Origin of the sequence: Tahibacter soli (assembly GCF_025717065.2) — a bacterium.
GTDB lineage: Bacteria > Pseudomonadota > Gammaproteobacteria > Xanthomonadales > Rhodanobacteraceae > Tahibacter > Tahibacter soli.
Map to the genome: position 1 here is coordinate 226,807 of NZ_JAOVZO020000019.1, position 13,504 is coordinate 240,310.

The following is a 13,504-nucleotide window of genomic DNA, read 5'->3' on the forward strand; positions in this document are numbered from 1 at the left end:
CTTCACGCCGCCTGCGCCGCCTTCGGCGCCGCGCGCGCTTCCTCATAGCCGTCGAACAGCATCACCGCCGACGCGCGGCCCTGCGTCAGCGAGCGCAGCGACGTGGTATAGCCCGACAGCTGCGCGAGCGGCGCGCGTGCGACGACGTCGGCGCGCGAGCCCTTGTCGTCGATCGACGCGACGCGGCCGGCACGACGATTGAGATCGCCCACCACGTCGCCGACGTTGCCCACCGGCGTGTCGATCGTCAGCCGCATGACCGGCTCGAGCAGCGTCGTGCCGCTCTGCGCCAGCGCCGCCTTCACCGCCTCGCCCGCCGCGCGGACGAACGCCTGCTCCGACGAATCGACCGCATGCGTATCGCCGTCGACCAGCGTCACCGCGACGCCGACCACCGGCCATCCGCGCGGGCCTTCCGCCAGCGCCGCGCGCACGCCCTTCTCGGTCGCCGCGACGAAGTTCTTCGGCACGACGCCGCCGGTGGTCTTGTCCACAAAAACCACCGTGCCGTCGTCGCGCGGTTCGACGTCGATCGTCACGCGCGCATACTGCCCCGAGCCGCCGGTCTGCTTGGCCACCTTGCCCTCGACGCCGAACACCGCGCGCGACGGCGTTTCCTGATAGGCCACGCGCGGCGAACCGGTTTTCACGGCCACGTTCCAGTCGCGCCGCAGACGTTCCACGCTCACCTCCAGGTGCAGCTCGCCCATGCCCCACACCAGCGTCTCGCCGGTGTCGGGATCGCTCGTCACGCGGAACGACGGATCCTCCTGCGCGATGCTGGCCAGACCCTGGCCCAGACGCAGCAGGTCGCCGGCCTTTTCCGCCGACAATCGCCACGACAGCACCGCCGGCTGCGCGCGGATCGTATCGAGCACGAGCTTGCTCGAAGGCTCGCTCAGCGTTTCGCCGCTGACCGCATCCTTCCAGCCCGCGACCGCGACGATCTCGCCCGCCACCGCGCGCTCGACATCCGTGCCGCGATCGGCCTGCACCACGACGAGACGACCGACGCGCACCGACTTCTCGCGTTTGGACGTCCACACCGTGTCGCCGACCTTCAGCGAACCCGAGTACACGCGCACGAACGACAGCGGACCGTGCTCCTGATGCACGATCTTGAACACGAGCGCCGCGAGCGGGCCCGCGTCGTCGGGCGCGAGTTCCACGTCGCCGCGCTCGGACTCGGCCTTCACCGCCGGACGATCCAGCGGCGACGGCAGAAAGTCGACGATCGCGTCGAGCAGGATCTCGATGCCCTTGTTCTTGAACGCCGAACCCGCGAGCACCGGCACGCCGGCGCCGCGCAGCGTCGCGCGCCGCAGTGCGGCCTTGAGCGTCGCCGCGTCGACATCGAGGCCGTCGAGATACGCAACGGCCAGTGCGTCGTCGTGATCGGCCACGGCCTCGACGAGACGCTCGCGCGCCGGCGCGTAACGCGCCGCTTCGTCGGTGGTCCACGGACGGCGCGTCGCTTCGCCGTCGTCGGCCCATTCGACGACGCTGCGATCGACGAGGTCGACCCAGCCGCGCAGCTCGGCTTCGGCGCCGATCGGCAGGCCGAGCGGCCACGGATTCGCGTCGAGCTTCGCACGCATCTGTTCGACGACGCCGTCGAACGACGCGCCGAGACGGTCCATCTTGTTGACGAACGCGACGAGCGGCACGTCGTGCCGGCGCGCCTGGCGCCACACGGTTTCCGACTGCGGCTGCACGCCTTCGACCGCGCTGAACACGGCGACGGCGCCGTCGAGCACGCGCAGCGAACGTTCCACTTCGATCGCGAAATCGATATGGCCCGGGGTGTCGATCAGGGTCAGGCGATGGTCGTGCCATTGCGTCTGCACGGCGGCCGCGCCGATCGTGATGCCGCGTTCGCGTTCGATCGGCGAAAAGTCGGTCGTCGTCGCGCCGTCATGGACTTCGCCCATGCGGTGAATGGCGCCGGTTTTCCACAACAGGCGTTCGGTCAGCGTGGTCTTGCCCGCGTCGATGTGCGCGATGATGCCGAGGTTGCGCCAGCGGGAAACGGTCTTGGTGTTCATACTTTTATCCATTGATGCCAACACGAGAGCGCCGCGCGCCCCTGTTGGCAGCAAGGCGCGCGGCTACGGTTCCGGTTCGGCGATCGGGTGCATGGCACGTTCTCCTTCGGTTCTTCAAGAAATCGCGGGCAATAAAAAAGCACCCTTGCGGGTGCTTTCGTGTGTGTTGCCGGTTGCGGGACGAACTACATCGGCCCGGAACGGAACGTCACAGGAGGCAGGCGCACCCGGCCCGCACTCGCATGCAGGTCGTCGATCAATATCAGGAGGCGCTTGGTGCTCATGGCGTTCGGTGAACTCGTTGGAGGCGGCGGATTTTGACGGGGCTCGGGGATTTGCGTCAACGGGTCGCGAGTTGGAGGCTGTGTTCCGAATTGCAAGGGGCTCTCATGACGTTGTCTTTCTGTTTGCGCCGCTTCCTGCGTCCGACTCAGCTCCGTGTCGGAATCGGGCAGTTCCCGACGGGTCCCGACCCGGCTACGCTCGCCGCAGGCGCTATGGCAATCGATCGCACGAAGCGACCGACGGTCGACATACTTCGTGCGCATCGAGATGGCGTTACCTCACGGGAGATTCGACATGCATACGACCATTGTTCTTGACGATGAACTTCTCGCGAGAGCGCAGGCGCTGACCGGCCTGAAGGAGCAGTCGGCGCTCGTGCACGAAGCTCTCAAGGCACTGGTAGCGCGTGAGAGCGGTCGCAAACTCGCGTTGCTCGGTGGCCGTGAACCAAAGTCGACGGTTCAGCGACGGCGACGTGCCAGGCCGGCTTGATCGTCGCTTGAACTTACGTAGCCGGACGACCGCACAAGAACGGTGTTCCAGACTGGCAGCACGATGATGGCAACGCGCTATCCTCGCGTTTCACGATCGAGGAACAAGCATGCAGATTCGCGGCGCCTGCCACTGCGGCAACATCGCCTTCAAGCTCGAGTGGATGCCCGACCCGACCGAGATCGCCGCCCGCGCCTGCACGTGCTCGTTCTGCACGAAGCATGGCGGCGTGTGGACGTCGAACCCGGCCGGCAACCTCGTGGTGACGATTGCCGATCCTGCGCGGGTCTCGCGCTACGCGTTCGGTACGAAGACCGCCGACTTCCACACCTGCACCGCGTGCGGCGTGGTGCCGGTCGTCACCAGCACGATCGACGGCCGGCTCTACGCGGTCGTCAACGTCAACGCATTCGAGAATGTCGATGCGGCGATGATTCGCGTGGCGCCCGTGACGCACGACGACGCCGACGAAGCCGCGCGACTGGCACGACGCAAGCGCAACTGGATTGCGGATGTGAGCGTCGCGGAAAGCTAGTCCCACCAGCACCCGATCGGCCGAACGCCGGCAGGTACGACGTAGGGTTCGCAGGTCACGCCGGGATTGAATCCCTCCGAGACTTCGTCCGGCGCGAAGCCGGTATCGAACCACGATGCGACGTCTTCCGGCGACGCGGTCGTCATGACGTACACCGTGTCGGAAAACGGCCAATCCGGATCGTCGAAAGCCGTCACCTGCACGCGAATGTCAGCAACGTCATCGCGCGCCGGGATGCGCTTGAAGAGGTCGTAGAAAGCGCCGGGCAAAGGCGCCTGCGGCAGATTGCAGCCGATGCTGCCGACACTGGTGTTGCCGTCGAAGAACTCGTCGATCGTCAGCAAGGGCCGGGGCGTGTCCACGTCGTCGGGGTCGCCGTTGCGGTTGACGCGTTCGGCAATGCGCTGCAGCGCTTCCATCGTTCGCTCCTGATTTCGGTGCCGCGCACTATAGGCCGAACGCGTGGCGCGGCAATGTCGTTCCGACGAGCGGCGACAACGACGATCTCAACCGCCCGCGACGCACCGCCGGGCGACGCGGCGCTCGATATCGAAGCACGCCGTGGCGCCGATCAACCGCGCGCGCCATCGAAAACGGTTCCGCGGTGCCGGCCACGATCAGGTGATCGAGCACGCGCACGTCGATCAGCAGCAGTGTGGAGATCAGTTCTTCGGTCAGCGCGATGTCTTCCTCAGAAGCACCACGCCAGCCGGACGGATGGTTGTGCGCGAAGATGCCGTTGACGGCATTGCACGCGAGCGCCGAACGCAGCACTTCGCGCGGATGCACGAACGTGCCGGTCACGGAGCCGGCGAACAACTCGCGGAATTCGATCAGGCGGTTCTGGGCGTCGAGCCAGGCGACGGCGAACACCTCGTACGGCAGCTCGGCGAAGCGCAGGCGGAACCAGTCGGCGGCGAGCGAAATCGTGTTCAAGCGATCGCCAGACTTGCGGGCGCGGGATTCGAGAATGCGCAGTGCGCGTCGGATCGCGCGATCGTCGCGCGCCGTCGAATTCAAGGTGCGCAGAGAAACGAAAGCGCTCATGCGACATGCGCCTGTCGAAGTGTCCGACATAGCTTGCCGCAATCTTAGCGGCCTGTCGTCTAAGGTGTTCTTAGATATGTTCGCCATGCCACGCGCCATCCCGGCGCGCAGCACAGCTTATGCGGAACGCAACAAAAGTCACATCGGATACTCGACTGTTTCCTTCCCGGCCACCGACCAAGCCCCGTCCCGCTTCATCATGAACAATGCCCCGCGCGACACCCAGCCCGCGCCGTCTTTCGCGTCGACCAGCACGATCGCCTCGTCGCCGCGGATCCAGCCGCCCGACACCTTCACGTCGTGCAGGAACCGGTACGCCTGCGCGCGCATTTTCGACTTGCGGTCGGCAAGCGGCACCGGCTTGCCTTCGTAGTCCTTGTCGGCGAGCACCATCGCCGCGAAGCCGTCGCCGGATTTCACCGCCGCATCGGGATCGTTCGCACTCGCCGCCGCATACAGCGCCGCGCTCGTGCGCACGAGCGACTGGCCCGGCTCGCCGCCGTCGGCCGGCAGCGCCGTCGCCGTGTCCTTCCACGTCGTGCTGCGCTCGCCCTTCTCGGAATCGTAGATGCCGGCGGCCAGCATCTGCTGCAGCAGCTGCTCGTTCGTCTGCGCACGCATTTCGGTCAGCTTCGCCGCGGTGTAGCGCTGCGAGATGATGCGGTACTTGCCGCCCACCTTGCCGTACGGCATGCGCAGCTTGCCGTTCGACTTGCCGTCGGCCGACTTCTGCTCGACCACGATCACGCCTTCGGGCGCCGCGACGCTTTCGAGGCCCTGCGGACCGAGACTTTCCAGCCGCTTCTTGAACGCATCGTCGAGCGGCTCGGCCTTCGCCGTGCACGTGATGCTGGCCTGGCCGCAGTCGTGCACGCCGTCGAGGTAGAAGAAGCGCAGCTGCGCCGGCGTCGTGTCGAGGTCGGCGAGTTTCAGCGCGCCGTCCATGTCGCCTTTCTCGAACACGGTCTGCACGTCCTTGGCGAGGTTTTCCGGGCTGCCGCCGCAGGCGGCGAGCGGCACGACGACGAGCGACAGCAGAGCGAGGCGCAACGGTTTCACGGCGTTCTCCGGTTGGTGGGCTGGTTCGAACCGGAAGAACGACGCGGCGGCGCCGAAGCGTACATCGTCAGCCGCGCGCAGCCTCGACGAGCACGCGTCCGCCGTTGTCGAGCCGCGCCTTGAGATATGCCACCGTACCCGTCGGCGGGCATGCGAACACCGCGTCGACGAACGCCTGCGGTGGCCGGTAGCGGTGCACCGCGACGTAGTGAACGATGTCCACGGGCGCCGCGCAGGCGTTCTTCGAACATCTCAACCAACTCGCGCACCGCAAACGTCGACGATGCCGCCGCGCGGCGCCGGTCCACGGCGCCGCGCATTCGGGTCAGCGGAAGAACAGCGCGATCAGGATCAGGACGGGAATCGGCACCCCGAGTATCCAAAGCAACAAATAACGCATGTCGGTATCTCCACGTCGATGGAACGGATCAGCGAACCGGCGAATCTTCGTCGCGGCTGCGACCGCCGTAGGTCGCCGCGAAGCTCGCGACAAACGCGCCGGCCAGAAGCGCAATGAACAGCCACAGCGACGTATACGCCGCGGCCTTGCGCGCCTTGTCGGCGGCTTCCCTGGCCGCTTGCGCGGCGGCCTGCAGGTCGGCGTACGTCTGGCGCACGCGCGTTTCGGCCTCGGCCTGCGCGATACCGCTGCGCTGCGCGATCACCTGCCCGAGATAGCGCACGTCGGCGTCGGCGAGCGTACCGGTGGTCAGCGCGCGGCCGTAGATGCGCGCGACTTCGCCGCGCCGCATATCGCCGCCGCGCTCGTCGGTGGCGGCCGGGATGTCGGACGACGGTGCATCGGTCGTCGCATCGACCGGCGTCTGCGTACCGGCAGGCGCCGAGCGGCGCAGCAGCACATCGATGCTGTAGTCGAGCGCGTCGTTGCGCGACGCGCCGTCGCGCGGACGCGCATCGCGCGGCATCGCCGCAGCCGCGCCGGCCGCCGCGGCGTGCATCGCATCGCCGCCGAGTTCGGCGCCGGTCTTGGCGATGCTCGACAGCGTCGACGTGAAGCACGCGGCCACCGCGAGCGTTGCGACGGCCCATGCGACGAAGCCATGCGCGGTGTCGCGAAAATACACTTCGTCGCGACCGGCGACGGTCCAGCGCACGCGCAGGCGGCCGGCGAGATAGCCGCCGATCGCCGCGGCCACGATCTGTGTCAGCGTGATCCAGAGGATCGCGCCGACCGACAGCGCGGTCGCGCTCGCACCGGCGCCGGACCACGGCGAAATCGCGCTCATGCCGAAGCCGAGCCCGAGGAATACGAGGATCAGCGACAGCGCGCACGCGGCGGCGGCGCCGGCGAGAATCGCGCCCCACGAGACGGCGGACGCCGCCGCCGCGTCGGCATCGGCGGGAATGACGGAGCGGGTCGTTTCCATGGACGGTTTCCGTAACAGCCAGATCGGCTGCAGCGTTCGTCGCAGGAGCCGTGCCATCGCCGAACCGTTGCGGCACAAGGCGATGCGCCCGGCGGCGTGCGGCGTCCTGCAACGACCTTGCAGCGCGGCGTGCGCGCTGCAAGGCGAACTCGGCCGCTCAGTCGCGCTTGCGGATATCGGCGCGCACGGCCTCCAGCGCGGGATCGCGCTTGGCGAAGTACGCCTCGCTCGTCAGCGGCGCCGCGATGTCGGGAACCAGCGATACCGGATTCACGTCGATCAGGTGGTCGAGGCATTGCGGCACGCCCGCGCAGCCGCGCGCGAGGTCGAACGTGCCGTTCGTGTAGCGCAGGCGGAAGCGCGAATGCGGCAAGGTGACATTGTCGCCCTCCGACCAGAACGCGAGCCGGTCGCCGAGTTCGTCGCCGACGATCGTCACGCTGTCGCCGCCGCCCTTCTTCACCGCCGCCGCCGAAACGATGCCGGCCGAGTACGTGTAGTTGCCGACGAGCAGATACGTGCGCCCGGTCGCCTGCGACGGCAGCGCGCGCATGAACGCGAGCGTCGTGAGCAGATTGCCGCCGACGTCGAAACGCAGGTCGACAATCACGTGCCTGCGCGGTTTCGCCGCGAGTTCGGCGTCAACGCGCGCGGTGAACTCGCCGATCGGATGGCCTTCGGCGTCTTCGTTCGTGCGCAACTGCACGTACAGCGCGTCGATGTCGTCGAACGGGACGATGCGGAACGGCTGCTCGGCGTCGGCAAGATAGGTCGGTAACGCATCGGTCGTGATCGCCGTTTTCCACGTCGTTTCGCCGGGCATCGGTTCGGGCGACCACAGCCGTTCCTCTTCAACACTCGCCGGATCGTTCGCGATCATCGCCACGGTGCGCTCGACGACCTTGCCAGACGGCAGCCGCAGCTTCAGCGCCACGCGGTCGGGCGTCTTCGCAAGCCCGAGCGCATGCAGCACGCCGAGCGATTCGATCAATGTCGGCAGGTATTTCTTGCGGTTGATCGCGCTGCCGCCCTGCAGCGACTTCGTGCGTTCGTACAACGCGTCCGGCGACAGTCCTTCGATCGCGAGTACGCGCGCGCCGGCGAGATCGGTCGCTTCGCCCGTGGCTCGTGCGACGACGAGCGCATCGGGAAACCACAAGAGGCGCAGCGGCAGTCGCCGTTTCGGCAGCGCGCGCGGATCGCGCCAGCGCGCGCCGCTGTGCGCGTTGTCGGCCAGCGCGCCGATCTGCGCGAGGCCCACGAGCAGGTCGGCGCTCGACAGCTCGCCCGCGCGCGTTTCGAGTTCGCGCAGCTTCGCTGCCGCCTGCGCGCGCGTGGCCGGCGTGTACGCCAGTTCCTTGACGAGATATTCGTCGCGCACGACCGCGAGGTCGGCGAGCTGCGCGTCGCGCGAGGTCGGGACGTCGGTCGCCGAGGCAGTCGCGGCGATGAAACCGAGCACGGTAAAAAAAGGCTTCGCATGAGGATTCCTGTCAAACGGGAGCGGACTGAAACGCCGAGGCCAGGGTCGCGAACGCGCAGGCGGCGAGGCTTGCCGCCATCACCGCGTTGAACGCGCGCCGGTGACGCGCGTCGGCGAGCCAGTGCTGCAGCCGCGCACCGAGCATCACCCACGCCATCACGCTCGCGAAGCAGATGACGATTTCGATCGCGCACATCGCGACGAGGCGCAGCATGTACGCATCGCCGCTCGCGAGCACCAGCGCGGTGCCGGCCAGCGCGATCGCCCAGGCTTTCGGATTGACGAACTGGAACAGCACGGCTTCGACGAACCGCGGCGGTCGCGCGGCCTCGCGGCGCGCGCCGGCGTCGCTGCGCAGCAGGCACCACGCGAGCCAGCCGAGATAGACGGTGGACGCGATCGCGAGCCCGCGCGACAGCCACGGCGTCGCCGCGACAGCACCGGCCACGCCGAACGCGGCGAGCACGACGAGGCCCGTGCAGCCCACGGTGACGCCGGACGCGAGCGCCAAACCGGCCGGCCCGCCGAAGCGCGCACCGGTCGCGGCGGCAAGCGCGTTGTTCGGGCCCGGCGTGATGCAGCTGACGAACGCGAGCACGGCGAACGCGGAAAGTTCGGTAGTCATCGCAGGGTTCCGTGAAGACGTGCTTCCAGCGTACGGCGCACCGGCAGTACAGTACCGATACACTTCGCGCCGATACGGGCAGTACAGTCGCCACGCATGGATACCGCCGCACATCGCCTCTCGCGCGTCGACGCGTGCATCGACTGGTTGCGCACGCGCATCGACGCGCGCGTGTTTCGTGCCGGCGCGCGCGTGCCGAGCGTGCGCGAGCTGGCGCGCACGCTCGGCGTGTCGCCGTTCACCGCGGCCGACGCATACGAGCGCATGGCCGCGGCCGGGCTGATCGAAGCGCGGCGCGGCTCGGGCTACTACGTACGCGACGTCGCGCCGGCCGCCGTGCGTGTCGCGGCGCCGTCGTCGCACGTCGATCTCAAGTGGCTGATGCAGCAGATGCTGGACAGCGGACGCGCCGCACGCGGCCCCGGCCTCGGCGTGCTGCCGCCCGCGTGGCTGGACGGCGACGCACTCGGCGCGACCTTGCGCGCGATCGGCCGCGAAGGCGCGGGCCGCCTGCTCGAAGGCGGCACCGCGCAAGGCTACGCGCCGCTGCGCGACGTGCTCGCGCGGCGGCTCGGCACGTTCGGCATCGCCGCGCACGCCGACCAGATCGTGCTCACCACCGGCATCACGCATGCGATCCATCTGGCGCTGCAGACGCTCGTCGCGCCGGGCGACACCGTGCTCGTGCTCGACCCGTCGTGGTTCGGCGCGCTCGGCATGCTCGCGCTGCGCGGCGCGCGGGTGATCGGCGTGCCGTATACGCCGGACGGCCCCGACGTCGCCGCGCTCGAAGCGATCGCGCAGGAGTCGCGCCCTCGCCTTTTGCTGGTCAACAGCGTCGTGCAAAACCCCACCGGCCTCGCGCTCGACGCGCAGACGGTCGCGCGCATCGTGGATATTGCGCACAAGTACGATTTCTACGTGTTGGAAGACGACGTCTACGCCGACCTGTGCGACCCGGCGCTGCCGCGCCTCGCGGCGCACGACGGATTGCGCCGCACGATCTACGCGGGCGGCTATTCCAAGACGCTCGCGGCGAACCTGCGCGTCGGCTATCTCGCGTGCGGCGAGGCGCTCGCGCAGGCGATCGCCGACACGAAGGTGCTCACCGGCTACACGACGCCCGAGGTCAACGAGCGCGCGCTGCACAAGCTGCTCGCGAACGGCCGCTACGGACGGCACGTGACCGCGCTGCGCGAACGGCTCGATACGCATCGGCGCCGTGCGCTCAAGCTGATCGAACGCGAGGGCTTTGCGATCTACGGCCGGCCGCGGCACGGCCTGTTCGCGTGGGTCGACATGGCGTGCGACACGAACGAACTGGCGCTCGCCGGCCGCGACCTGGGCGTGCTCGTCGCGCCCGGCAGCCTGTTTTCGCCGGCGCAGCGCACGAGCCGCTACATGCGCTACAACGTCACGACGACGGCGGACTCGGCGCTGCGCGACCTGTTCGACGCGGCGCGGCGGCTCGCACGAGTCTGACGAACGCCCACAGCGCGGCGAGCATCGCCGCGACGAGGGCCAGCGATTGCGCGACCGGCGCATCGCCGGTCGCCGCACCGGCGGCCTGCCACTCCGCACGCCCGTGCAGCCACAGATCGAGATTGGAATACAGGTTGCCGGCGGTGTGCAGCACGACGGCCGGCAGGATCGAGCCGGCGTAGTGCGTCACGGTGCCGTAGATCGCCGCGACCGCGACGTAGTACGGCCACAGCGCGAGCGTGAAGTCGAGATGCGCGACGGCGAACATCGTGCCGGTGACGAGGATCGCGACCGGCAGTCCGTACGCGCTCTCGATCCGTCCCTGCATATAGCCGCGGAACGCCGCTTCCTCGACGACGCCGGCGACCGGCGCAGCGGCGACGAGCAATGCAGCGACGGTCGATGCGGGCACATGCGACAGGTCGGGCAGCGTCTGCACCGGCAACGCGAAGAAGCGGTTCGCCAGCCGCAGCGCCAGCACGAGCGCGACGATCGCGAGCGCGCCCGCGACGAGCGACCAGAACCACGTGCGGCCGGCGACGCGGAACGCGCGCAGGCCGTCGCGGCGCCACGCGGCGTTTTCCGGCGGCGGCCCGGCGCCTTGCAGATATTTCCAGAAACAGAACAAGTACACGGCGACGACCGGCACGGCCCACGGCATGCCGGCACCGTAGCGCAGGTTCGCGGCGAACAGCAGGTTGCGCGGCAAGGTGCCGGCCAGCATGACCAGCATGCCGAAGAAGACGGCCGGAACGATCGTGTTCATGGCGGCCTCGCGAACGGGTCGTCGCGATTATCCGTCGCGTCGCCGCGCCGCAGGGGTAACGAAAGTCATGGACGCGTTCGGTTCGTCGCGGTGCGTTCGTTCTGGAATCCGCGTCGACAGCCCGGCGCAAAGTTCGCATCGGCTACAACGCCGTTAGTGCACTTCTTGCCGCGAACTCGTTCATTCATCGCAACCCTTCAAAGGATTGAAACCGAAATGTCCGTTCTTGCAAAAACCCTGGCCGCCCTGTGCCTGGCCGCCGTCGGCGGCGCCGCGCTCGCCGCGCCGTCCGACGGCGCGCAGATCACGTTCGCCGGCCCCTCCGGCATCACGCTCGACGCGGTGATCTACAAGCCCGACAACGTCGCGACGCGCGACGACTGGCCGGCGATCGTGCTGATGCACGGCTGCTCCGGCATGTGGTCGAGCTCCGTGTTCGGCGCCGCGAGCGGCGGTTATCCGAATCTGCAGAAGCACATCGAATCGTGGGGCCGCTATCTCGCCGATCATGGCTACATCGCGATCGCGGTCGACAGCTTCAACGGCCGCGGCGATCCGCAGACGCAGTGCGGCGCCGCCGTGACCAACCCGTATACCGAACGGCCGCAGGATGCGCGTGCGGCCTACGCCTATCTCGCCGGCCTGGGCGAAGTAAACCCCGTGCGCGTCGGCCTGCTCGGCTGGTCGCAAGGTGCCGAAGCGGCGATGGTCGAAGCGTCGGCGACGGTCTACAACTCGACGACCCTGCGCGCCGACAACGATCATCTGTTCGAAGCGACCGCGGTGTTCTATCCGGGCTGCGGCGCGGCCATGCAGTTCGGCAGTCCGGCGTCGAGCTGGTGGCGCCCGTTCAACGACTTCAAGATGAGCATGGGCTACGACGACTCGTTCCGCGCGAACTGCAATACGCGCATCCAGCGCGCACGCGACGTGTACGGTTCGACCGCCGGCAGCGGCCATGAAGCGACGATCACGATCTACGACGGCGCCGACCACTCGTTCGACATCGACGGCCGCACGATCCTCGGCATGAACGACACGCAGTTTCCGACGAGCGCGCAGTTTCTCGCATGCTCGGTGGCCGGTTCGAACACCGAGGACTGCGCGATGATCCGCGCCGATTGGACGACGCTGTCGTTCTTCAACGATCGTCTGCAGTAAGCATCGTCGCGACGCGGCGCCGAAGGACCGGCGCCGCGTCAGCGCCGATACACGACGAACGACGTGCGCCGCGCGAGCGTGTCGTACAACGAGCGCGCCGGCGCGTTGTATTCCTGCGTATGCCAGTACACGCGTTCGGCGCCGCGCGCGTCGGCTTCGGCGTAGACGCGTTCGATCAGCGCGCGCGCGATGCCCGAGCCGCGCCGTTCCGGCGCGACGTACATGTCCTCGAGATAGCAGTAGCCGTGCTCGGACCAGGTCGACGCGTGAAAGAGGATGTGCGCGAAGCCGACCAGCACGCCATCTTCTTCAGCGACGAAGCCGAGCATGTCGGCGCCGTCGCACAGGCGCGCGAACGTCAGATCGCTGATGCGCGTTTCGAGCGGCGAGCGATAGAACGCGCAGTAGCCGTCCCAGAGCGTGTCCCAGGCCGCGCGGTCGTGCGCGGCGATGCGTCGTAGCGTGGCGGCCATGGTCGGCTCCGTGGTGGTCGTGCACGCATTGAATCAGGTTCGCGCGCGAATGAACCGGACCACTCCGGGGCCAAAGCCTGAGACCACCAGTGCTATTTCTTTGCGGCCGGCGTCGCGCGCTGGATCTTCAGATTCTTGCCGGTGCCGACCACGGCGACCGCGCGCATTTCGACCGGTGCGCCTTCGACGAGCAGCGCCGTCGTGCCGACCGCGGTCCACGCCGGGTGTCCGCGCGGAAAAATTCCTTGTGGATCGGCGCGAAGCGCTCGAATTCCGCGGTGAACGTCGTGGCGTCCTTCGCGCCGACGTGGAACGTCTCGATTTCGACGACGTCGTCGAGCGTCGCGCCGGCCGCTTCGAGCGTCGATTTCAGGCGCACGAACATCGCGCGTATCTGCGCTTCGTAGTCCGCCCCCGGCCCGGCCGGAATGCCCGAGACGATCACGGTGTCGCCGACGCGCACGGCCGGCGCGTAGTGGTACACGTCGTAAGCGCGATCGAAGTTCGCGGGTATGACGATCGTTTTCGACGGCGCCGCGGCACAGCCGGCGGCGAGGAGTGCGGCAAGCATCGGAACCACGGCGTTGCGCATGGCGGGAGTGCTCCGGGCGGCGAGCCGGCAGTGTAGCCACGCGCTCTCGCCGTCGCACGGCGCGCCGGCAA

General features: G+C 68.3%; 15 protein-coding genes. 4 read left to right on the forward strand and 11 right to left on the reverse strand.

The annotated features are described in order from the left end of the window. Window positions 1-2 precede the first annotated feature (2 nt). Window positions 3-2,045, reverse strand: coding sequence for an elongation factor G (gene fusA / locus OD750_RS20130; RefSeq protein WP_263540899.1), 2,043 nt, complete (start codon window positions 2,043-2,045; stop codon window positions 3-5). A 579-nt stretch (window positions 2,046-2,624) separates the two neighbouring features. On the opposite strand from fusA, the gene OD750_RS20135 reads away from it, so the two are divergent. Further along, entirely contained in the window at window positions 2,625-2,822 is a 198-nt protein-coding gene (locus tag OD750_RS20135; RefSeq protein ID WP_263540898.1) for a type II toxin-antitoxin system VapB family antitoxin, read from the forward strand. A gap of 109 nt (window positions 2,823-2,931) precedes the next feature. Continuing rightward, window positions 2,932-3,357 (forward strand): GFA family protein, encoded by a 426-nt coding sequence (locus OD750_RS20140; protein ID WP_263540897.1) that lies wholly within the window; start codon window positions 2,932-2,934, stop codon window positions 3,355-3,357. On the opposite strand, the gene OD750_RS20145 is transcribed toward OD750_RS20140, so the two are convergent. From OD750_RS20145 to OD750_RS20175, 7 genes are all read right to left on the reverse strand, one after another. Then, on the reverse strand, window positions 3,354-3,776 hold the full coding sequence (locus tag OD750_RS20145; protein WP_263540896.1) for a hypothetical protein: 423 nt from the start codon (window positions 3,774-3,776) through the stop codon (window positions 3,354-3,356). The genes OD750_RS20140 and OD750_RS20145 overlap by 4 nt on opposite strands. Before the next feature lie 28 nt (window positions 3,777-3,804). Further along, complete coding sequence (locus OD750_RS20150) at window positions 3,805-4,518, reverse strand: JAB domain-containing protein (protein ID WP_263540895.1); 714 nt, start codon at window positions 4,516-4,518, stop codon at window positions 3,805-3,807. A 24-nt stretch (window positions 4,519-4,542) separates the two neighbouring features. Next, complete coding sequence (locus OD750_RS20155; RefSeq protein WP_263540894.1) at window positions 4,543-5,463, reverse strand: hypothetical protein; 921 nt, start codon at window positions 5,461-5,463, stop codon at window positions 4,543-4,545. Between the two features lie 67 nt (window positions 5,464-5,530). Further along, window positions 5,531-5,737, reverse strand: a complete 207-nt coding sequence (locus OD750_RS20160) for a DUF7919 family protein (protein ID WP_484600493.1) — start codon at window positions 5,735-5,737, stop codon at window positions 5,531-5,533. Window positions 5,738-5,891: 154 nt separating this feature from the next. Then, complete coding sequence (locus OD750_RS20165; RefSeq protein ID WP_263540892.1) at window positions 5,892-6,851, reverse strand: hypothetical protein; 960 nt, start codon at window positions 6,849-6,851, stop codon at window positions 5,892-5,894. 157 nt (window positions 6,852-7,008) lie between these two features. Further along, window positions 7,009-8,313: a S41 family peptidase gene (locus OD750_RS20170; RefSeq protein ID WP_263540891.1), complete on the reverse strand. Its 1,305-nt coding sequence runs from the start codon at window positions 8,311-8,313 to the stop codon at window positions 7,009-7,011. 31 nt (window positions 8,314-8,344) lie between these two features. Further along, complete coding sequence (locus OD750_RS20175) at window positions 8,345-8,959, reverse strand: LysE family translocator (protein ID WP_263540890.1); 615 nt, start codon at window positions 8,957-8,959, stop codon at window positions 8,345-8,347. A gap of 96 nt (window positions 8,960-9,055) precedes the next feature. Here OD750_RS20175 and OD750_RS20180 point away from each other — a divergent pair, with 96 nt between their 5' ends. Beyond that, window positions 9,056-10,441, forward strand: a complete 1,386-nt coding sequence (locus tag OD750_RS20180) for an aminotransferase-like domain-containing protein (protein ID WP_263540889.1) — start codon at window positions 9,056-9,058, stop codon at window positions 10,439-10,441. Here the strand turns inward: OD750_RS20180 and OD750_RS20185 are convergent. Next, a complete protein-coding gene (locus tag OD750_RS20185) occupies window positions 10,374-11,207 on the reverse strand; it encodes a CPBP family intramembrane glutamic endopeptidase (protein WP_263540888.1) in 834 nt (277 codons plus the stop codon). The two genes, OD750_RS20180 and OD750_RS20185, sit on opposite strands and share 68 nt — an antisense overlap. Before the next feature lie 216 nt (window positions 11,208-11,423). On the opposite strand from OD750_RS20185, the gene OD750_RS20190 reads away from it, so the two are divergent. Further along, window positions 11,424-12,368 (forward strand): dienelactone hydrolase family protein, encoded by a 945-nt coding sequence (locus tag OD750_RS20190; protein ID WP_263540887.1) that lies wholly within the window; start codon window positions 11,424-11,426, stop codon window positions 12,366-12,368. Between the two features lie 38 nt (window positions 12,369-12,406). On the opposite strand, the gene OD750_RS20195 is transcribed toward OD750_RS20190, so the two are convergent. Both OD750_RS20195 and OD750_RS20200 read right to left on the reverse strand, forming a co-directional pair. Then, the gene (locus OD750_RS20195; protein ID WP_263540886.1) at window positions 12,407-12,841 is read right to left on the reverse strand and encodes a GNAT family N-acetyltransferase; all 435 of its coding nucleotides are present in this window, start codon (window positions 12,839-12,841) and stop codon (window positions 12,407-12,409) included. A 127-nt stretch (window positions 12,842-12,968) separates the two neighbouring features. Continuing rightward, window positions 12,969-13,433 (reverse strand): Rid family hydrolase, encoded by a 465-nt coding sequence (locus OD750_RS20200; protein WP_263540885.1) that lies wholly within the window; start codon window positions 13,431-13,433, stop codon window positions 12,969-12,971. Window positions 13,434-13,504: the final 71 nt, after the last annotated feature.

Coding starts and splice junctions, on each gene's coding strand:
- OD750_RS20175 (WP_263540890.1), bottom strand. CDS start 8,959: ATGACTACCGAACTTTCCGCGTTCGCCGTGCTCGCGTTCGTCAGCTGC.
- OD750_RS20165 (WP_263540892.1), bottom strand. CDS start 6,851: ATGGAAACGACCCGCTCCGTCATTCCCGCCGATGCCGACGCGGCGGCG.
- OD750_RS20135 (WP_263540898.1), top strand. CDS start 2,625: ATGCATACGACCATTGTTCTTGACGATGAACTTCTCGCGAGAGCGCAG.
- OD750_RS20140 (WP_263540897.1), top strand. CDS start 2,932: ATGCAGATTCGCGGCGCCTGCCACTGCGGCAACATCGCCTTCAAGCTC.
- OD750_RS20145 (WP_263540896.1), bottom strand. CDS start 3,776: ATGGAAGCGCTGCAGCGCATTGCCGAACGCGTCAACCGCAACGGCGAC.
- OD750_RS20195 (WP_263540886.1), bottom strand. CDS start 12,841: ATGGCCGCCACGCTACGACGCATCGCCGCGCACGACCGCGCGGCCTGG.
- OD750_RS20200 (WP_263540885.1), bottom strand. CDS start 13,433: ATGCGCAACGCCGTGGTTCCGATGCTTGCCGCACTCCTCGCCGCCGGC.
- OD750_RS20185 (WP_263540888.1), bottom strand. CDS start 11,207: ATGAACACGATCGTTCCGGCCGTCTTCTTCGGCATGCTGGTCATGCTG.
- OD750_RS20180 (WP_263540889.1), top strand. CDS start 9,056: ATGGATACCGCCGCACATCGCCTCTCGCGCGTCGACGCGTGCATCGAC.
- fusA (WP_263540899.1), bottom strand. CDS start 2,045: ATGAACACCAAGACCGTTTCCCGCTGGCGCAACCTCGGCATCATCGCG.
- OD750_RS20190 (WP_263540887.1), top strand. CDS start 11,424: ATGTCCGTTCTTGCAAAAACCCTGGCCGCCCTGTGCCTGGCCGCCGTC.